Raw genomic sequence first — 18580 nt, 5'->3', positions numbered from 1 at the left:
ATCAGGATGCGGGCTTGTACGTACCTTCGACGCGCTGCTGCGTGCCCAGGCGATACGAATGCTCCTCGACCAGATCTTTCGTGAAGAACCATTCGGCGACTGTCCGCCTCGCCCATTGGAACGCGCCCTTGTGAAGTGAGCGAAGCAATGTACGGATCGTCGTGAGGTACACCATCACGGAGTAGATCAAGACCATGAGAAGCGAGCCATTGATCATGTACCTCAACATGATGTCGAACGCACGCCTGCGGTAATCGACGACGAACCCCTTGAGCGCCTCGTCCTCAACATCCAACTGCTGCTCGAGGCCGGTTCTCATTGCGCTGAACAGTGGGGGGTTGGCTCGAATCCGGATCTCCAGATACAGAAACGGGATCAACGAAAACGCCTCGGTAGACCGCAGGTAGCCGTTGGCGAGTCGGCGCAGCCGCGCGTACAGCGGACTGTTCAGGTCCCAGCCGCGCAGCAAGTACGTTTCGCGCAGTTCGTCGCGCAAGTCGAAAAGCTGGTCCCGGTAATGATCGAGAATGCTCCTCCGCAACGCGTAGTGCCACACGCTCATGAACAGCAGCAAGCCCAATCCAAGCAGGAACATCTGCATTGTCATCACCTTTCTATCGAATGGGCGTCTCGCCCGTTGCCGTCAACCCGCTGCTTGAGCGGCAGGGATCATCACATTCCAGTTGCCGCCGACTCTCGCCAAGCTTGCGGATTGCTCGTTTCTTGCCGGTGCGTTCGACAAACCAGCCGACTCCGGTCATGGCAGCAACCAGGTAACCCATCAGGCTGCCGAGATGCATGTGTTCCACGACGCGAGCAAGCGCCTTCAGCGACTCGGGATTGGCCGTGGAAATGTTCTCAATCCCGGCGAACATCAGGCGCGCGCACCAAATCAGGCCGATCACGGTGATGATATGTCTCGCCAAACCTAACCACTCCCGGAGGTTCACTGAACTGAGCGTGAGCCGCTGGAGCTCGAGTTCATGCTTGTTCAAGTGGACGTCCCTCTCAACGGCCAACAAGCTGACTGCTTCAATGTAGAAAGTGACAATGAGCATGGTTCAATTCGGGTTGACTGCTGTCTTCGCATAACTACTCTCTTCGGTTGAGTTCGACAAATCCCCGCCCCCAAGCGATCCCGACAATATCCCTCCGCGCACCCGCCCCACAAGTCACTTAGTCCGAATTGCAAGACGGCCAGCGTACAATGCGCGGTTTGAATGATCGATACGCTGCCCTCATGTCCTCCCCTCTCTTCGACTGGTTCGTCCCCTGCCCGCGTGGTCTTGAAGCACCGCTTGCCGCCGAACTCACGGAGATCGGGGAACGGCATGTGTCCGCTGCGCCGCTCTCGGGCGGCGGCGCGCTGACCGTCGGCGCCCAGGTGCCGGGCGGCGTGCATTTCCGCGGCGGCTGGGTTGCCGGCATGGCCGCGAATCTGCATTCGCGCATTGCCAGCCGCGTGCTGCTGAAGGTCGCGCAAGGCCCGTATCGCAACGAACATGACATCTACGAACTGACGCACCGGCAGCGTTGGGAGAACTGGTTCACGCCGAGCCAGACCATGCGTGTCGATCTCACCGCCATCAAGTCGCCGGTGAAAAGCCTCGAATTCACCACGCTGCGCGTGAAGGACGCCGTTTGCGACCGCCTGCGCGACGTGGCGGGCGCGCGCCCCAGCATCGACACCGCGCAGCCGGACGTGCGCGTGTTCGCGTTCCTCACGCTGAACGAATGCACGCTGTATCTCGACACCTCGGGCGAGCCGCTCTTCAAACGCGGCTGGCGGCTCGACAAGGGCGCGGCGCCGCTGCGTGAAAACCTCGCGGCGGGCATCCTGCGCCTGACCGGCTGGACGCCGGGCACACCGCTCTTCGATCCGATGTGCGGCAGCGGCACGTTCCTCGCCGAAGCGGCGCAAACCGCGCTCGGCATTGCGCCGGGCAGCGAGCGGCGCTTCGGCTTCGAGAAGCTCAAGCCCTTCCATCCGGGCATGTGGCAGAAGCTCAAGCAGGCCGCGACCGAACAACGCCGCGCCGCGCGCGCATCACAGAACGAGCTGAACATTTTCGGCAGCGACATCTCCGGCGACATGCTCGAGAAGGCGCGCGCCAACCTGAGCCGCGCGGGCGTCTCCAACCTGTCGCTCAAGCAGGTGGATGCCCGCAACATGGTGCCGCCCACCGATGCCCCCGGCATCCTGCTCGCCAACCCGCCGTACGGCGAGCGTATCGAAGTGCGCGGCCGCGGTCCGCGCGGCGAGATTCGCGAGACGCCGCGCAGCCGCCGCGACGAGGAAGACGCCTTCGCACGCGCCCAGCCGGATCCCGCGGACACCGAGTTCTTCATCAACTTCGGCAACGCGCTCAAGCAGCGCTTCCCCGGCTGGCGCGCCTATGTGCTCACGTCCGACCGCAAGCTGCCCGGCCTGCTGCGCCTGCGCGAATCCACCAAGACGCCGCTCTTCAACGGCGCGCTCGAATGCCGCCTGTTCCGCTTCGACCTGATTGCCGGAAGCGTGCGCAATCGTCCCGCTGACGAGTAAGCATGCCCCGCGGCCTCGCGACGGCGCAATAGGCCGAATGGCCGAGTCACGCCGGCGCGAAGCCGGCGCTACAATCGGCGCATGAACTCTCTCACCGAACTCGTCCAGCCCATTGCCGTCGGCGTGTATCGCGCCCGTCGCGAGCGCGTGCTCGCGGCATTGCGCGCGCAAGGTGGCGGCATCGCCATCCTGCCCACGGCGCCGGAAGTCATGCGCAATCGCGACACGGACTACCCGTTCCGTCACGACAGCTACTTCTACTATCTGACGGGCTTCAACGAACCCGAGGCAGTCCTCGTGCTCGACGCGGACGCGCAGGACGGCGAGCCCGCATCCATCCTGTTCTGCCGCGAGAAGAACGCCGAGCGGGAAACCTGGGAAGGCTTCCGCTTCGGCCCCGAAGGCGCGCTTGACGCGTTCGGCCTGGACGCCGCGCTGCCGGTCGCCGCGCTGGACGACGAGATGCCGCGCCTGATCGCGGACTCACCCGCGCTGCATTACGCGCTCGGCACCTCGGCGGAACTGGACGCGCAAGTGCGCGGCTGGCTCGCGGCAGTCCGCGCGCAGGGCCGCAGCGGCGTGCGCGCCCCGGCAACCGTGCACCATCTGTTGCCGCTGCTCGACGAAATGCGCCTCGTCAAGGACGAGCATGAAATCGGCATCATGCGCCGCGCCGCGTCCATCTCCGCTGAAGCGCATCGCCGCGCCATGCAAGCGTGCCGTCCCGGCATGCGTGAATTTGAGATCGAAGCCGAACTGCTCTACACGTTCCGCCGCCATGGCGCCCAGGCGCCGGCGTATGGCTCGATCGTCGCGGCGGGCGCGAACGCCTGCGTGCTGCATTACCCGGCGGGCAACGCCATCGCGCGCGAGGGCGATCTCATCCTGATCGACGCAGCCTGCGAACTCGACGGCTACGCGTCCGACATCACGCGCACCTTTCCCGCCGGCGGCCGCTTCACGCCGGCGCAGCGCGAGCTCTATGACATCGTGCTCGCCGCGCAAGCCGCCGCCGTCGAGGCCACGCGTCCCGGCGCAAGTTTCGACGCACCGCATCAGGCCGCGCTCAAGGTCCTGTCGCAAGGGCTGCTCGACACCGGCATTCTCGACAAGACGAAGGTCGGCTCACTCGACGACGTCCTCGCCCAGCGCGCCTATGCGCCCTTCTACATGCATCGCACGGGGCACTGGATCGGCATGGACGTGCATGACGCGGGCGAGTATCGCGAGGCCGGCGGTCCGCTCGACGAACAAGGCGCGCGGCCCTGGCGCACGCTGGTGCCCGGCATGGCGCTCACGATCGAGCCGGGACTCTACGTGCGCGCGTCCGGCGACGTGCCCGAGCGCTACTGGGACATCGGCATCCGCATCGAGGACGACGCCATCCTGACGGACACCGGCTGCGAGCTGATCACGCGCGAAGTGCCGGTCGCCGCCGATGAAATCGAAGCGCTGATGCGCGCATCCTGACCCGGATCGGCCATGAGCGACATTCAAGCCGTCACACCGCATTTCGACTACGACATCGCCATCGTCGGCGCGGGGCCGGTCGGGCTTGCGCTCGCGGGCTGGCTCGCGCGGCGCAGCGCAACCTCGCGGCTGTCGATCGCGCTGATCGACGCACGCACGCCCGAAGCCGCCGTACAGGATCCGCGCTCGCTCGCGCTGTCGCACGGCAGCCGCGTCATGCTCCAGCCGCTCGGCTTCCCCGGCGATGCCACGTCCATCCGCCGCATTCACGTGTCGCAGCGCGGGCATTTCGGCCGCACGCTGATCGAGCATGACGAGCACGCGCTCCCCGAACTCGGTTACGTGGTGCGCTACGGTTCGCTGGTCAGCGCGCTGGCAGCCGCCGTGCGCGCCACGCCCGTTCACTGGCTCACCGACACCGCCGCGCTCGCGCCGCTCCAGGACAACGACGGCATCACCCTGCCGCTGCAAACGGCGGACGGCGAACGCGCGATCCGCGTGAAAGTGCTGGTCAACGCCGAAGGCGGGCTTTACCAGAAGAACGAGAAGACCGAGAAGACGAGCGAAATCAGCACGCCCGGCGAGCGTCGCGCGCGCGACTATGGTCAGACAGCCATCGTCGGGACGGTAAGCGTGTCGGATCCGCGCCCGAACGTCGCGTGGGAACGTTTCACGAACGAAGGCCCCATCGCGTTGCTGCCGTGTGGCGGCCCGCGCCACGCAGACTACTCGCTGGTCTGGTGCTGCACGCCCGAGGAAGCCGCGCGCCGCATGCAAATCGACGAAGCCAGCTTTCTCACGGAACTCGGCGCGGCCTTCGGTACGCGCATGGGCCGGTTCACGCGCATCGCGAGCCGTGCCGCGTTTCCGCTCGGTCTCTCGGCGCTGGAGGTGCTGGTCGACCAGCGCACCGTCGCCATCGGCAATGCCGCGCAGACACTGCATCCGGTCGCCGGGCAAGGGCTGAATCTCGGCCTGCGCGACGCGCTCGCGCTCACCGACGCGCTTTCCGCCGACGGCCCGCGCCCGCTCGCCCTCGCCCGCTTCGCGCAGCGCCGCGCGCTCGACCGGCGCCTGACCATCGGCGCCACCGACACCCTCGCGCGCCTCTTCACGTCCGACTTCGCGCCGCTCGCGGCCATGCGCGGGCTCGCGCTCACCGCGCTCGAATTCCTGCCGCCGGTAAAAACTGCGCTCGCCCGCCAGATGATGTTCGGTCAGCGCCGCTAGCCCGTCCAAAGGCAATCGCTTGCGTCATGCGATCGACTTATCCTCTATGAACGCGCGTTCTTTCATAGAAGATTTAATGACTTGCACGCGATTGCCCTTAAATTCAGCACGCGCTTCGCGTTAAAATACGCGTTTCCCCTTCTGTGACATTGCCTCCGCCAGACGCGTTTGCGGCCGCCATCGGCCGGACTCTGCCATGCGGATGCCCGAGCCTTCATGCCCACCATTGGTTCACACGTTCTGCGCAACAACCTGTTCGTCGCCCCGATGGCAGGCGTCACCGACCGCCCGTTCCGTCAGCTCTGCAAGCGCATGGGCGCGGGCTATGCGGTGTCGGAGATGGTCGCGTCGAACGCGCAGTTGTGGAAAAGCGAAAAGACCATGCGCCGCGCCAATCACGCGGGCGAGGTCGAACCCATCTCCGTACAGATCGCCGGCGCTGATCCCCAGATCCTCGCCGAAGCCGCGCGACACAATGTCGCGAACGGCGCGCAGATCATCGACATCAACATGGGCTGCCCGGCCAAGAAGGTCTGCAACGTGGCCGCGGGGTCCGCGCTGCTGCAGAACGAACCGCTGGTCGCGCGCATCGTGGAAGCCGTCGTGCAGGCGGTCGGCGTGGGGCCCGACGCCGTGCCCGTCACGCTCAAGATCCGCACCGGCTGGAATCGCGACAACAAGAACGCGCTGACCATTGCACGAATTGCGCAGGACGCGGGCATCGCCATGCTCACCGTGCACGGCCGCACCCGCGCCGATCTCTACAAGGGCGATGCGGAATATGAAACCATCGCCGCCGTGAAGGCCGCGGTGAAGATCCCGGTGGTCGCGAACGGCGACATCGCCACGCCCCAAAAAGCCCGCGACGTGCTCGCCCTCACTGGCGCCGACGCCATCATGATCGGTCGCGCCGCGCAAGGCCGCCCGTGGCTGTTTCGCGAAATCGAACATTTCCTGAAGACCGGCGAGCACATGCCGCCGCCGCGCATCATCGAGATCCAGCAGGTGATGAACGAGCACCTCGAAGATCACTACGCCTTTTATGGGGAATTCACGGGCGTTCGGACGGCGCGCAAGCATATCGGCTGGTACACTCGCGGCCTTTCCGGCGCCAACACCTTCCGGCACCGGATGAATACGCTGGACACGACCAAAGAACAATTGCTCGCAGTCAACGAATTCTTCGACGCACAAAAGGCGTTGTCCGACCGTCTCGTCTATGTGGACGAGGCCGGGGAAGCGGACGGCGCAGCCGAAGAAGAATCGTGCGGCGGGCTCAACAACACGACAGACCGACTGATTGCCGCATGAGCAGACATAACATCGAACAATGCGTCCGCCAGAGCCTCGACAACTATTTTCAGGACCTGGACGGCTCCAATCCGCACGACGTCTACGACATGGTGATCTCGTGCGTGGAAAAACCGATGCTGGAAGTGGTGCTCGAGCAGGCCGGGGGAAACCAGTCGCTCGCGGCTGAATATCTCGGCATTAACCGCAACACGCTCCGCAAAAAGCTGCAGCAGCACGGATTGATTTGATTCTTCGGACCGAGGCGCCGCCTCGGTCCGGCCTGGTTCTTTTTTCTCGGTTTCAGTGTTCATCATGATCAAGCAAGCGCTCCTTTCCGTCTCCGACAAATCCGGCATCGTCGATTTCGCGAAATCGCTGTCGGCGCTCGGCGTCAAGCTCCTCTCGACCGGCGGCACGGCGAAACTGCTCGCCGACGCGGGCCTGCCCGTCACCGAGGTCGCCGACTACACCGGTTTCCCGGAAATGCTCGACGGACGCGTGAAGACGCTGCATCCGAAAGTGCACGGCGGCATCCTCGCCCGCCGCGACCTGCCCGAGCACATGGCCGCGCTGGAGCAGCACGAGATTCCGACCATCGACCTGCTGGTCGTGAACCTGTATCCGTTCGTGCAGACGGTGTCGAAGGAAGAGTGCTCGCTGGAAGACGCGATCGAGAACATCGACATCGGCGGGCCGACCATGCTGCGCTCGGCGGCGAAGAATCATCGCGACGTGACTGTCGTAGTCGACCCGGCCGACTACGACACCGTGCTCGAGGAAATGCGCGCGAACGGCAACACGGTCGGCTACACGACCAACTTCCGTCTGGCCACCAAGGTGTTCGCGCACACCGCGCAGTATGACGGCGCCATCACGAACTACCTGACGAGCCTGACCGAAGAGCTGAAGCATTCGAGCCGCAACACGTATCCGGCCACGTTCAACCTCGCATTCGAGAAGGTGCAGGACCTGCGCTACGGCGAAAACCCGCACCAGAGCGCCGCGTTCTACCGCGATCTGTCGGTTCCGGCCGGCGCGCTCGCCAACTACACGCAGTTGCAGGGCAAGGAACTGTCGTACAACAACATCGCGGATTCGGACGCGGCGTGGGAATGCGTGAAGACCTTCGACGCGCCCGCCTGCGTGATCATCAAGCACGCGAACCCGTGCGGCGTGGCGCTCGGCGCGGACGCGAACGAAGCGTACGCGAAGGCGTTCCAGACGGATCCGACCTCGGCGTTCGGCGGCATCATCGCGTTCAATCGCGAAGTCGACGAAGCGGCGGCCCAGGCAGTCGCGAAGCAGTTCGTCGAAGTGCTGATCGCGCCGTCGTTCAGCGACGCGGCGCGCGCGGTGTTCGCCGCGAAACAGAACGTGCGCCTGTTGCAGATCGCGCTCGGCGACGGTCACAACACGTTCGATCTGAAGCGTGTCGGCGGCGGTCTGCTGGTGCAGTCACTGGACGCGAAGAACGTGCAGCCGCATGAACTGCGCGTGGTGACGAAGCGCCACCCGACACCGAAGGAAATGGACGACCTGATGTTTGCGTGGCGCGTCGCGAAGTTCGTCAAGTCGAACGCCATCGTATTCTGCGCGAACGGCATGACCATGGGCGTCGGCGCGGGCCAGATGAGCCGCGTGGACTCGGCGCGCATCGCGGGCATCAAGGCGCAGAACGCCGGCCTGACGCTGAACGGCTCGGCCGTGGCGTCGGATGCGTTCTTCCCGTTCCGCGACGGCCTCGACGTGGTCGTGAATGCGGGCGCAACCTGCGTGATCCAGCCGGGCGGCTCGATGCGCGACGACGAAGTGATCGCCGCCGCCGACGAGCACAATATTGCGATGATCCTCACCGGCACGCGTCATTTCCGCCATTAAATCCGGACGCTTCCATTAAGATGGGCCTGTTTGCGCACCACACGGCGCAAACAGGCCTTTTTGATATCGACTACCCGGTCGACGACCCGCATCGCGAACGAATGAGAATCCTAGGCATCGACCCCGGCTTGCGCGTGACCGGCTTCGGCATCATCGAGAAGCACGGACATACGCTCAGCTACGTGACGAGCGGCGTCATCAAGACCGCCGATGCCGACCTGCCCTCGCGCCTGAACACCATTTTCAGCGGCATCTCGACGCTCATCGCGCAGCACAATCCGGATCAGGCGGCCGTCGAGAAGGTCTTCGTCAACGTCAATCCGCAATCCACGCTGCTGCTGGGTCAGGCGCGCGGCGCCGCGATCTGCGGGCTGGTGGCAGGCGGCGTGCCGGTCGCCGAATACACCGCGTTGCAACTGAAACAGGCCGTGGTCGGCTACGGCCGCGCGACCAAGGAACAAATGCAGCAGATGGTCGTGCGCCTGTTGAGCCTCACGGGCGTGCCGAGCACCGACGCCGCCGACGCGCTCGGCATGGCCATCTGTCACGCGCACGGCGGCGGCGGGCTCGCGACGCTGGGCGAGATTGCGCCGGGGCTCGCGAAGAAAGGCCTCCGTGTCCGTCGCGGGCGGCTTATTGGCTAGAAATTGGCTAGAACACCTCACACGCATAGATATCCATGATCGGTCGCATCGCCGGCGTTCTGCTGGAAAAAAATCCGCCGCATCTGCTCGTCGACTGCAATGGCGTCGGCTATGAAATCGACGTGCCGATGAGCACGTTCTACAACCTGCCGAACACCGGCGACAAGGTCGTGCTGCTCACGCAGATGATCGTCCGTGAAGACGCGCATCTGCTGTACGGCTTTCTCACGGCGCAGGAGCGCTCCACTTTCCGTGAATTGCTGAAGATCAGCGGCATTGGCGCACGCATGGCGCTGGCCGTGCTGTCCGGCATGAGCGTGCACGAACTCTCGCAGACCGTGACGACCCAGGACGCCGCGCGCCTGACGCGCGTGCCGGGCATCGGCAAGAAGACTGCCGAGCGCCTGCTGCTCGAACTGAAAGGCAAGCTCGGCGCCGATCTCGGCGCGATGGCGAGCGCCGCTTCGCAGTCGGATCACGCGTCGGACATTCTCAATGCACTGCTCGCGCTCGGTTATTCCGAGAAGGAAGCGCTCGCCGCCATCAAGAACGTGCCGGCCGGAACGGGTGTGTCGGAAGGCATCAAGCTGGCGTTGAAGGCGTTGTCGAAGGCGTAAAGCGGGATTCTTCCTAGGCCATCCGGCCAGCTTCGCCGCGCAAAAGCTCGCTGTACAATCGGACCATGATCGAAACCGACAAACTCGCCGCCGAACGCGTCATCTCGGCCTCGCCCGTCTCGCCCAACGAGGAAGCGTTCGAGCGCGCTTTGCGCCCGCACAAGCTGGACGAATACATCGGGCAGGAGAAGGCGCGCGGGCAGCTCGAAATCTTCATCGAAGCCGCCAAGCGGCGTTCCGAAGCGCTCGATCACGTGCTGTTGTTCGGGCCGCCGGGCCTCGGGAAGACCACGCTTGCGCACATCATCGCGCGGGAAATGGGCGTGAATCTGCGGCAGACCTCGGGGCCGGTGCTGGAGCGCGCGGGCGACCTCGCGGCGTTGCTCACCAATCTCGAAGCCAACGACGTGCTGTTCATCGACGAAATCCACCGGCTCTCGCCGGTCGTCGAGGAAATCCTGTATCCGGCGCTGGAGGATTACCAGATCGACATCATGATCGGCGAAGGTCCGGCCGCGCGCAGCGTGAAGCTGGATTTGCAGCCGTTCACGCTGGTCGGCGCAACTACGCGCGCGGGCATGCTGACGAATCCGTTGCGCGACCGTTTCGGCATCGTGTCGCGGCTGGAGTTCTATAACGCGAACGAGCTGGCGCGTATCGTCGCGCGCTCGGCGTCGCTGCTGAAGGCGGATATCGTCAATGAAGGCGCGCTCGAAATCGCCAAGCGTTCGCGCGGCACGCCGCGGATTGCCAACCGCCTGCTGCGGCGCGTGCGCGATTACGCCGAAGTGAAAGCGGACGGCATGATCACCGCCGACGTCGCCGACAAAGCCCTGAAAATGCTCGACGTCGATCCGGTCGGCTTCGACCTGATGGACCGCAAGCTGCTTGAAGCAATCCTGCACAAGTTCGACGGCGGTCCGGTCGGGGTGGACAACCTGGCGGCGGCCATCGGCGAAGAACGCGACACCATCGAGGACGTGCTGGAGCCTTATCTGATCCAGCAGGGCTTCCTGCAGCGCACGCCGCGCGGACGCGTGGCCACGATGCTCACGTATCGCCACTTCGGGCTCGTCGCGCCCGACGCCGGTCCGGTGCGCGACATGTGGGACGCCAATAACGGCTAGGCGCGTTTGCGGAGGTTGTCGTCGTCGGTATCGGTGGAAAGATGCGCGACGTCACCCCACGAAACCACGGTAGCGCCGTCCGCGCTGTAATCCACGATGTTGATGCTGCAATTAAGCAGCGGCCAGTTGCGCGGCTCCTGCAACGGCAGTTTCATCGCGAACCGGTAGATGCAGTCCAGCACGCCGCCGTGCGCGACCACCGCAATCCGGCCGCCGGCATGCGCGGCCACGATCGGCTCCATCGCATGCACCACGCGGTGATAGAACACACGCTGCGATTCGCCGTCGCCGGGCGGCGAGAAGCCCGGATCGCGCGTCTGCCATTCGATATATTCGGCGGGGAATTTCTCGTTGATCTCGTCGCTGTCGTGCGCCTGGAACGCGCCGAAGAAACGCTCGCGCAGTCCTTCCGACAAACGAATCTCGAGTCCGAGTGCATCGGCAAAAGGCTGCGCGGTCTGGCGCGCGCGTTGCAGATCGCTCGAATACACGGCATCGAGTCGCCCTTCACGGGCAAGCCGCGCGCCCAACTGCTCCGCCTGCTGCACACCGTGCGCCGACAGCGGAATATCGACGTGTCCCTGAATGCGTTTGAGGCGATTCCAGTCGGTTTCGCCGTGTCGAATGAAGAGGACCTGCGTCGTCATAGGCTTCCTGATATCAGGGCCGCACTTGCAGCCAGAAGGTGACCGGACCGTCGTTGACGAGCGACACCTGCATCTCGGCGCCGAACTCGCCCGTCTCGACGATCGGATGCTTCGCGCGCGCCTGCGTCACGAAGTAGTCGAAGAGCCGCTTGCCTTCGTCCGGAGGCGCGGCCGGCGTGAAACTCGGGCGCAGGCCGCTCGAGGTATCGGCGGCCAGCGTGAATTGCGACACCAGCAACACGCCGCCCGCACGCCCCGCGCCATCCATGTTGGAGACGGGCAGATTCATCTTGCCGGCGGCATCGCTGAACACGCGATACGCCAGCATTTTCGCGAGGAGTTTGTCCGCGGCGGCTTCGTTGTCGCCGCGCTCGGCGCAGACCAGCGCTAGCAGGCCCGCTTCGATCGCGCCCGTCACGCGTTCGTTCACGCGCACGTCGGCGCGCCGGACCCGCTGGATCAGCGCGATCATCGGCTCAGGCGGTCAGCGTGACGCGCGCAAAGCGGCGCTTGCCCACCTGCACGATGAACTCGCCCGCTTCGATCTTCACGGCCTTGTCGGAGACAGTCGTACCGTCGATCTTCACGCCGCCCTGCTCGATATTGCGCAAAGCTTCGCTGGTCGACGGCACGAGGCCCGCCTGCTTGAGCAGTTGGCCAATGGCAAGCGGTGCGCCCGCGAGCGTGATGCTCGGGATGTCGTCCGGCACGCCGCCCTTCGCGCGATGGTTGAAGTCGTCGAGCGCACGCTCGGCATCCGCCTGCGAATGGAAGCGCGCGACGATTTCCTGCGCCAGCATCACCTTGAAGTCGCGCGGATTGCGTCCGCCCTCGGCTTCGCGCTTGTAGCCTTCGATCTCGCTCATCGGCCGGAACGACAGCAGCTCGAAGTAACGCCACATCAGCACGTCCGAGATGCTCATCAGCTTGCCGAACATGTCGGTGGGCTTCTCGCTGATGCCGATGTAGTTGTTCTTCGACTTCGACATCTTCTCGACGCCGTCGAGACCTTCGAGCAGCGGCATGGTCAGGATGCACTGCTGTTCCTGGCCATACTGCTTCTGCAGTTCACGGCCAACGAGCAAGTTGAATTTCTGGTCCGTGCCGCCGAGTTCGAGATCCGCGTTCAGCGCGACGGAGTCGTAGCCCTGCATCAGCGGGTAGAGGAATTCGTGGATCGAGATGGGCACGCCGCCCTGGAAACGCCTGGTGAAGTCTTCGCGCTCCAGAATGCGCGCGACCGTGTAGCGCGAGGCCAGCTTGATCATGCCGTCGGCGCCGAGCGGCATCGACCATTCGCTGTTGTAGCGGATCTCGGTCTTGTCGCGGTCCAGGACGAGCGCCGCCTGTTCGAAATAGGTCTTCGCGTTGGTCTCGATCTGTTCGCGCGTGAGCGGCGGACGCGTGGCGTTGCGGCCGGACGGATCGCCGATCAGCGAAGTGAAATCGCCGATCAGAAAGATCACCTGATGGCCGAGATCCTGCAGCTGGCGCATCTTGTTCAGCACGACCGTATGGCCGATGTGGATGTCCGGCGCCGTCGGATCGAGGCCGAGCTTGATGCGCAGCGGCTTGCCCGTCGCGGCGCTCCTCGCGAGCTTCTGCGCGAATTCGTCTTCGAGCAGCAGTTCGTCGCAGCCACGCTTCGCGATGGCGAGCGCGCTCTTCACTTCGTCGGTAATCGGAAAGCTCTGGGCGGCAGGCGCGGAGGAAGCGTTGGAGTCTGTGGTCATGCTTGCGGCTTGTGAAGTCAAAAGGTTCGATGGCTGGCGTTGGCGGCGGCTCGTGCGCGCCTTGGCCGCGGTCCGGGCTGGCCGGATGGGTCGCCGCGTCGGGCCGCGGCGCGCGCGGCGAATGACGGAATCGCGCGCATTGAATGCTTCAAGCCGGCAATTTTACGCGATCAGGCGGCTATTCGTGCCGTTTCGTATGGATTTGCACCGTTCGGGGGCGGCCTGCGCACGTCCAGACGCAACGCGAATGTGCCGCACGAGACAGATCGTTTCAGACGCATCTTAACGATTCGGTCCGTAACCCGGATAATCGCCGCTGAATCGAGGAATCCGGCGGCATCGCATCGACGAGGAGAGCAGCGTGGGAAAGAAAGCCGAAGCAATCGAAACCGGCAAGGCAGATGGCGTGTACTTCGGCTTGATGTCCGGCACCAGCATGGACGGCGTCGACGGCGTGGCCGTGCAGTTCGCCGCCGGCAAGCCGCCGGTCGTGCTCGGCGAGGCACACGTGTCGTTTTCGAAAGGCTTGCGGGACGCACTCTTCGCGTTGCAAGCGCCTGGCGAGAACGAGATCGAGCGCGAAGCCCTCGCCGCCAACGCGCTCGCGACACGCTATGCCGTGTGCTGCCACGAACTGCAGAGCATGAGCGGGTTTTCAGCGGCGAAGGTGCGCGCCATTGGCGTGCATGGGCAGACGGTGCGGCATCGGCCGGAGAAGGGTTACACGCGGCAGATCAACAACCCGGCGTTGCTGGCGGAGATGACCAGCATCGATGTCGTCGCGGATTTCCGCAGCCGCGATGTCGCCGCCGGCGGCCAGGGTGCGCCACTCGTGCCCGCCTTTCACGCGACGGTGTTCGGCGCGAGAAACGAAACGCGGGTGGTGTGCAACCTGGGCGGCATCAGCAATATCACGATCCTCGCGGCTAGCGGGGAAGTGCGCGGCTTCGATTGCGGGCCGGCAAATGCGCTGATCGACGAATGGACGCTGCGTCACCTGCAAAAGCCCTACGACGAAGGCGGACAATTCGCGGCGCAGGGGCAGGTGAATCCGGCGTTGCTGAACGCGCTCCTCGACGAACCGTTCTTCGATCTCCAGCCGCCCAAGAGCACCGGACGCGACCTGTTCAATCCCGCGTGGATGGACGCGAAGCTCGGCGCGTTCGCGCAACTCTCGCCCGCCGATGTCCAGGCGACCCTCACTGCGCTCACCGCAACAACGGTTGCCCGCGAGATTGCCCGGCATGCATCGGACAGCCGCGCGGTTTATGTCTGCGGCGGCGGCGCGCGCAATCCGGTCTTGCTGAAGATGCTGCAGCAGGCGCTGGAGGACGGCGGCGTGAACGGCGTACCCGTCATGACGACCGAGGCGCTCGGCGTGCCGCCGCAGCAGGTGGAGGCGCTGGCCTTCGCCTGGCTCGCGATGCGCTGCGTCGCGCGTGAGCCGGGCAATCTTCCGGCGGTGACGGGTGCGGCGGGTGAGCGGGTTCTTGGCGCGATCTATCCGCACTGACGGCGGCATCGAAACAAAAAAAACGGAGCCCGCAGGCTCCGTTTTTTCATGCACGGTTCTGTGCGCTCAGACCGAGAACGACGATCCGCAACCGCAGGTGGTCGAGGCGTTCGGGTTCTTGATGACGAACTGCGCGCCGTTGATATCGTCCTTGTAGTCGATCTCCGCGCCGACCAGATACTGATAGCTCATCGAGTCGATCAGCAGCTGCACGCCACCCTTTTCCGTCACGGTGTCGTCTTCGTTCACGGTTTCATCGAACGTGAAACCGTACTGGAAACCGGAGCATCCGCCGCCCTGCACGAACACGCGCAGTTTCAGGTCCGGATTGCCTTCTTCGTCGATCAATTGCTTGACCTTGTCCGCCGCTGCGTCGGTGAAGACGAATGGCAACGGCATTTCGGTCGTGGGGGTGTCGCTGACAGCGCTCATTCGAACTCTCCAATTAAGCTTCTAACCGCTATTGTAGGGCTGATCTCGATATCGTGCCGAAAGCCCATGAAATCAATGGGCTGGTTGAAATTTCGACGGCCTGCCCTGACATGCGCCACAAAAAGAAAAAGCCGCCGGCACAGCGGTGCGGGCGGCCTTTGCAGCAGCTTCGCAGCAAGGCCGAAAACCGGCCCCCGATGCGAAACCCGGAAACTCCGAGCGCTTAACGCTTCGAGAATTGCTTCCGGCGACGTGCCTTGTGGAAACCGACCTTCTTACGTTCCACTTCACGCGCGTCACGGGTGACGAAGCCAGCGTTCGACAGTTGCGACTTGAGCGTTGCGTCGTAGTCCATCAGCGCGCGGGTGATGCCGTGGCGAACCGCACCGGCTTGACCCGTTTCACCGCCGCCGTTCACGTTGACCTTGATGTCGAACGTGGTGCCGTGGTTCGTGAGTTCGAGCGGCTGACGCACGATCATCAGCGACGTTTCACGCGAGAAGTAGTCGGCGATGGGCTTGCCATTGACGATGATCTCGCCCTTGCCCGACTTGATGAAGACGCGAGCGACGGCGCTCTTGCGGCGGCCCGTACCGTAGTTCCAGTTACCGATCATGTGGGCTCCCCTTAGATCTCGAGCGCTTTAGGCTGTTGAGCCGTATGCGGATGCGTTGCTTCGGCGTAGACCTTCAGCTTCTTGATCATCGCGTAGCCGAGCGGACCCTTCGGAAGCATGCCCTTGACGGCCTTCTCGAGCGCACGGCCCGGGAAGCGCTCTTGCATCTTGCCGAACGTCGTTTCGTAGATGCCGCCCGGGTAGCCCGAGTGACGATAGTACTTCTTGTCCGTGGTCTTGTTGCCGGTGACCTTCAACTTGCCGGCATTGACGATGATGATGAAATCACCAGTGTCGACGTGCGGGGTGAACTCAGGCTTATGCTTGCCGCGAAGACGGCGTGCCACTTCGCTGGCGACACGGCCGAGAACCTTATCCGTCGCGTCAATCACGTACCATTCGCGCTTCACCTCTTCGGCTTTTGCGGAAAACGTCTTCATGATCGATCCAAAAATTGAATTGCCCTTGAACTTTGCGTTGTTCGGCCCTGCTTATTGGGTGCGTTCGCGGAACGTTGATGCCTTCCCACGACGCCTGCAGGCTCTCACAAGCCTCTCTCCGCGGGCGTGTGGCGAAGAGAACTTTGAATTATATAGGGAAATCAGGCGCTGCGTCAAAGGGGCGGTCTTGACAAGGACGCGCGTCGCTCGCAAAAGGGCTGAAGAAGCAGAGGTGCTGCGGAATCGAGGGACGAAAAAAAGCCCGGGCAACTGAGGCTCGGGCTTAATCCACCAAAGGAGGAGGTGGAGGAGACAAAACCGAGTATAGGCACGCTCATGCTGCGAAGCAAGCAGATTTGCATCATGAAATTTCATTTCATTATTCGAAATGAATAACTTGATTGCGTCATTCCTGAATTTCTCTTTTAAATCAATATCTTGAGTCTTTTCCCTGCGCGAAAAATCGCCATTCTTCACGTCTAGAGCTTGTCCTCGACTTGTTTTTTTCATGGGCGCTCCGTGTCCATTAGCGCCCTTTCCTGCCCGTCAACCCGGAAATGTGCGTAAGCCGCCTGCAGGGCGATCGCCGTGACCGGCTACAATGAATCCCTCTGTAACGAAGTGTTGAGCAGCTGGAGCCTGAGCATGGAATGCAAAGTGAGCTGGATGGGACAGGACGGCATGGCCTTCGCCGCCGAAACGGGCAGCGGCCACCTCGTGAACATGGACGGCGCGCCGGAAGGCGGCGGCCGCAACCTCGCGCCGCGGCCAATGGAAATGGTGCTGCTCGGCACCGGCGGCTGTACCGCCTATGACGTGGTGATGATCCTCAAAAAGAGCCGCCAGGAAATCCAGGACTGCTCCGTCACTCTCAAGGCCGACCGTGCCAGCGAAGATCCGAAGGTCTTCACGAAGATCCACTTCCACTTCACCGTGACCGGCAAGAACCTGAACCCGGCGACGGTCGAGCGTGCCATCAACCTGTCGCACGACAAGTACTGCTCGGCGTCGATCATGCTGGCGAAGAGCGGCACGGAACTGACGCATTCGTTCGACATCGTCGAAGCGTAGTCCCAGCCGGATCGGCCAAGCGCAAACAAAAAGAGCCGACGTCGCGAGACGCCGGCTCTTTCCTTTTGAATGACGACAAAGCGGGCCGATAAGCCGGATTCTGTGCACGCACCGGCCGAAACCGGCGCACGTGGCAATCATTCCTCTAGACGCGCCATTGCTGACGCGCTCAAGCTTCCTACCCGCAGACGAACGGGGGCCCCGTCCTGCATCGCGAAGATGCTTGCCTGCCTATTTGGAATTGCTCCGGGTGGAGGTTACCGTGCCGGAACGCCTCGCGACGTCCGCGGTGCGCTCTTACCGCACCGTTTCACCCTTACCTGATCTCCGGACTCGCGCCCGAAGCCATCGGCGGTTTGCTTTCTGTTGCCCTGTTCCGCGTGTTGCCACGGATGGCCGTTAGCCATCACCCTGCCCTGTGGAGTCCGGACTTTCCTCGCCCTCTTCGATCGAAACCGTCGAGGCCGCGATTGCCTGGCCCGCTTTGCGGCATCGATTCTAACATCCGGCTAGCGCCGGATCGTCCGGCGGCCCGGCCGGAACACCGTGGAATCGTCGTAGAACGCGGCGTCCGCATTCGCCTCGCACCAGCCCGGCACACCCAGCACCGGCAGCGGCGCAAAGGCGCGGCTATCGAACGGCCCGGAGGCAAGTCGCGCCGCGACGCTTTCGTCGATGAGCGCGCGACGGCCGTCATCGTCGAGGGAGAAGTAGCGCGCCGGAACCTCGACGATCCACGCATGCCCCGTACACGCCTTGTACGGCGCGACGAGCTTCTCCAGTAACGCATGGCCGAAGATGCGCGCCTCGCAACGCGTGCCCCATGCCGCGCGCCCGGCGACGAACAGCGCGCGCCAGTCGAAGGCGCGCAGGGCATCGGTGAGCGCGGCATCGGCGGAGATGAAGAAGACGGCGTTTTCGTCGAAGAGCGTCAGCGCATCCCGCACGGCGCCGCGCGTGGGCCCGATGCCGAGCGCCGCGATCTGCTCCGCCTGGCGCGCGTTGAGCGCCGCCTTGATGCGCGGATACGCGAACCACATCGACGCGTTGAAGAAATCGTGCAGGTTGTGGCGCGTGGGCACGCAGCCGGTCTCGGCAATGTGACCTTCGTAGGACGCGCCCGCCGGCAAGGCGTCCTGCCCGATGAACGCGAGCCGTGCGCCGCGTCCCGTTACGTGCGGAGCGTTCAATGCGTCCGCGTTCAGCACCGCGAGATAGTCGGCATGGCCGGCAAGCGCCGCGGCCTGCCAGCGCCTGCCGCGCGGCTCGTTGGACGCGAGCCACGGCCGCGTCCAGTCGATGTCGGCGAAACCGGCGCTCACAA

Annotated in this window: 21 protein-coding genes and 1 other RNA gene; 11 read left to right on the top strand and 11 right to left on the bottom strand. The window is 64.0% G+C overall.

What is annotated here, in order from left to right:
* Position 1: 1 nt before the first annotated feature.
* Together QCE83_RS01565 and QCE83_RS01560 are read right to left on the bottom strand one after the other, a co-directional pair.
* Entirely contained in the window at positions 2-601 is a 600-nt protein-coding gene (locus QCE83_RS01565) for a hypothetical protein (RefSeq protein ID WP_309807220.1), read from the bottom strand.
* A 13-nt stretch (positions 602-614) separates the two neighbouring features.
* Positions 615-1058 (bottom strand): hypothetical protein, encoded by a 444-nt coding sequence (locus QCE83_RS01560; protein WP_309807219.1) that lies wholly within the window; start codon positions 1056-1058, stop codon positions 615-617.
* Between the two features lie 182 nt (positions 1059-1240).
* Here QCE83_RS01560 and QCE83_RS01555 point away from each other — a divergent pair, with 182 nt between their 5' ends.
* The 9 genes from QCE83_RS01555 (at position 1241) to ruvB (ending at position 10804) form a co-directional block, all read left to right on the top strand.
* Positions 1241-2545, top strand: coding sequence for a class I SAM-dependent RNA methyltransferase (locus QCE83_RS01555; protein ID WP_309807218.1), 1305 nt, complete (start codon positions 1241-1243; stop codon positions 2543-2545).
* An 81-nt stretch (positions 2546-2626) separates the two neighbouring features.
* A complete protein-coding gene (locus tag QCE83_RS01550) occupies positions 2627-4015 on the top strand; it encodes an aminopeptidase P N-terminal domain-containing protein (RefSeq protein WP_309807217.1) in 1389 nt (462 codons plus the stop codon).
* Positions 4016-4027: 12 nt separating this feature from the next.
* Entirely contained in the window at positions 4028-5245 is a 1218-nt protein-coding gene (locus tag QCE83_RS01545) for a UbiH/UbiF/VisC/COQ6 family ubiquinone biosynthesis hydroxylase (protein WP_309807216.1), read from the top strand.
* A gap of 216 nt (positions 5246-5461) precedes the next feature.
* Complete coding sequence (gene dusB, locus QCE83_RS01540) at positions 5462-6556, top strand: tRNA dihydrouridine synthase DusB (RefSeq protein WP_309807214.1); 1095 nt, start codon at positions 5462-5464, stop codon at positions 6554-6556.
* Entirely contained in the window at positions 6553-6786 is a 234-nt protein-coding gene (locus tag QCE83_RS01535) for a Fis family transcriptional regulator (protein ID WP_008351548.1), read from the top strand. Before dusB ends, QCE83_RS01535 begins: the two co-directional genes overlap by 4 nt.
* A 64-nt stretch (positions 6787-6850) precedes the next feature.
* Entirely contained in the window at positions 6851-8416 is a 1566-nt protein-coding gene (gene purH, locus QCE83_RS01530) for a bifunctional phosphoribosylaminoimidazolecarboxamide formyltransferase/IMP cyclohydrolase (RefSeq protein WP_309807213.1), read from the top strand.
* Positions 8417-8517: 101 nt separating this feature from the next.
* Positions 8518-9060 (top strand): crossover junction endodeoxyribonuclease RuvC, encoded by a 543-nt coding sequence (gene ruvC / locus QCE83_RS01525; protein WP_309807212.1) that lies wholly within the window; start codon positions 8518-8520, stop codon positions 9058-9060.
* Between the two features lie 35 nt (positions 9061-9095).
* Positions 9096-9677 carry a Holliday junction branch migration protein RuvA gene (ruvA, locus tag QCE83_RS01520; RefSeq protein WP_309807211.1) on the top strand — a complete coding sequence of 194 codons (582 nt, stop codon included), beginning with the start codon at positions 9096-9098 and terminating at the stop codon, positions 9675-9677.
* 65 nt (positions 9678-9742) lie between these two features.
* Entirely contained in the window at positions 9743-10804 is a 1062-nt protein-coding gene (gene ruvB, locus QCE83_RS01515; protein ID WP_309807210.1) for a Holliday junction branch migration DNA helicase RuvB, read from the top strand.
* On the opposite strand, the gene QCE83_RS01510 is transcribed toward ruvB, so the two are convergent.
* The 3 genes from QCE83_RS01510 to tyrS are packed head-to-tail and all read right to left on the bottom strand — an operon-like array spanning position 10801 to position 13184.
* Positions 10801-11451 carry a histidine phosphatase family protein gene (locus QCE83_RS01510; protein ID WP_309807209.1) on the bottom strand — a complete coding sequence of 217 codons (651 nt, stop codon included), beginning with the start codon at positions 11449-11451 and terminating at the stop codon, positions 10801-10803. The two genes, ruvB and QCE83_RS01510, sit on opposite strands and share 4 nt — an antisense overlap.
* 13 nt (positions 11452-11464) lie before the next feature.
* Positions 11465-11923 carry a D-aminoacyl-tRNA deacylase gene (gene dtd, locus QCE83_RS01505; protein ID WP_309807208.1) on the bottom strand — a complete coding sequence of 153 codons (459 nt, stop codon included), beginning with the start codon at positions 11921-11923 and terminating at the stop codon, positions 11465-11467.
* Between the two features lie 4 nt (positions 11924-11927).
* A complete protein-coding gene (gene tyrS, locus QCE83_RS01500) occupies positions 11928-13184 on the bottom strand; it encodes a tyrosine--tRNA ligase (protein ID WP_309807206.1) in 1257 nt (418 codons plus the stop codon).
* A gap of 382 nt (positions 13185-13566) precedes the next feature.
* Between tyrS and QCE83_RS01495 the strand changes: the two genes are divergently transcribed.
* Entirely contained in the window at positions 13567-14697 is a 1131-nt protein-coding gene (locus tag QCE83_RS01495; RefSeq protein WP_309811369.1) for an anhydro-N-acetylmuramic acid kinase, read from the top strand.
* 66 nt (positions 14698-14763) lie between these two features.
* Here the strand turns inward: QCE83_RS01495 and erpA are convergent, their stop codons facing one another.
* The 4 genes from erpA to QCE83_RS01475 form a co-directional block, all read right to left on the bottom strand.
* Positions 14764-15129, bottom strand: a complete 366-nt coding sequence (erpA, locus tag QCE83_RS01490; protein ID WP_309807205.1) for an iron-sulfur cluster insertion protein ErpA — start codon at positions 15127-15129, stop codon at positions 14764-14766.
* Positions 15130-15352: 223 nt separating this feature from the next.
* Positions 15353-15745, bottom strand: coding sequence for a 30S ribosomal protein S9 (gene rpsI, locus QCE83_RS01485; protein ID WP_035497678.1), 393 nt, complete (start codon positions 15743-15745; stop codon positions 15353-15355).
* An 11-nt stretch (positions 15746-15756) separates the two neighbouring features.
* Complete coding sequence (gene rplM, locus QCE83_RS01480) at positions 15757-16185, bottom strand: 50S ribosomal protein L13 (RefSeq protein WP_309807204.1); 429 nt, start codon at positions 16183-16185, stop codon at positions 15757-15759.
* A gap of 51 nt (positions 16186-16236) precedes the next feature.
* On the bottom strand, positions 16237-16695 hold the full coding sequence (locus QCE83_RS01475; protein ID WP_309807203.1) for a hypothetical protein: 459 nt from the start codon (positions 16693-16695) through the stop codon (positions 16237-16239).
* Between the two features lie 135 nt (positions 16696-16830).
* Between QCE83_RS01475 and QCE83_RS01470 the strand changes: the two genes are divergently transcribed.
* Entirely contained in the window at positions 16831-17256 is a 426-nt protein-coding gene (locus QCE83_RS01470; RefSeq protein WP_309807202.1) for an OsmC family protein, read from the top strand.
* Between the two features lie 73 nt (positions 17257-17329).
* Here the strand turns inward: QCE83_RS01470 and rnpB are convergent.
* Together rnpB and QCE83_RS01460 are read right to left on the bottom strand one after the other, a co-directional pair.
* Positions 17330-17742, bottom strand: an RNA gene (rnpB, locus tag QCE83_RS01465) — RNase P RNA component class A.
* 23 nt (positions 17743-17765) lie between these two features.
* Positions 17766-18578 carry a DUF3025 domain-containing protein gene (locus tag QCE83_RS01460; RefSeq protein WP_309807201.1) on the bottom strand — a complete coding sequence of 271 codons (813 nt, stop codon included), beginning with the start codon at positions 18576-18578 and terminating at the stop codon, positions 17766-17768.
* Positions 18579-18580 lie beyond the last annotated feature (2 nt).

It is taken from the genome of Caballeronia sp. LZ034LL (genome assembly GCF_031451215.1).
GTDB lineage: Bacteria > Pseudomonadota > Gammaproteobacteria > Burkholderiales > Burkholderiaceae > Caballeronia.
Note: the sequence above shows the minus strand (reverse complement) of the source record. Positions and strands in the feature narration are given on the sequence as shown.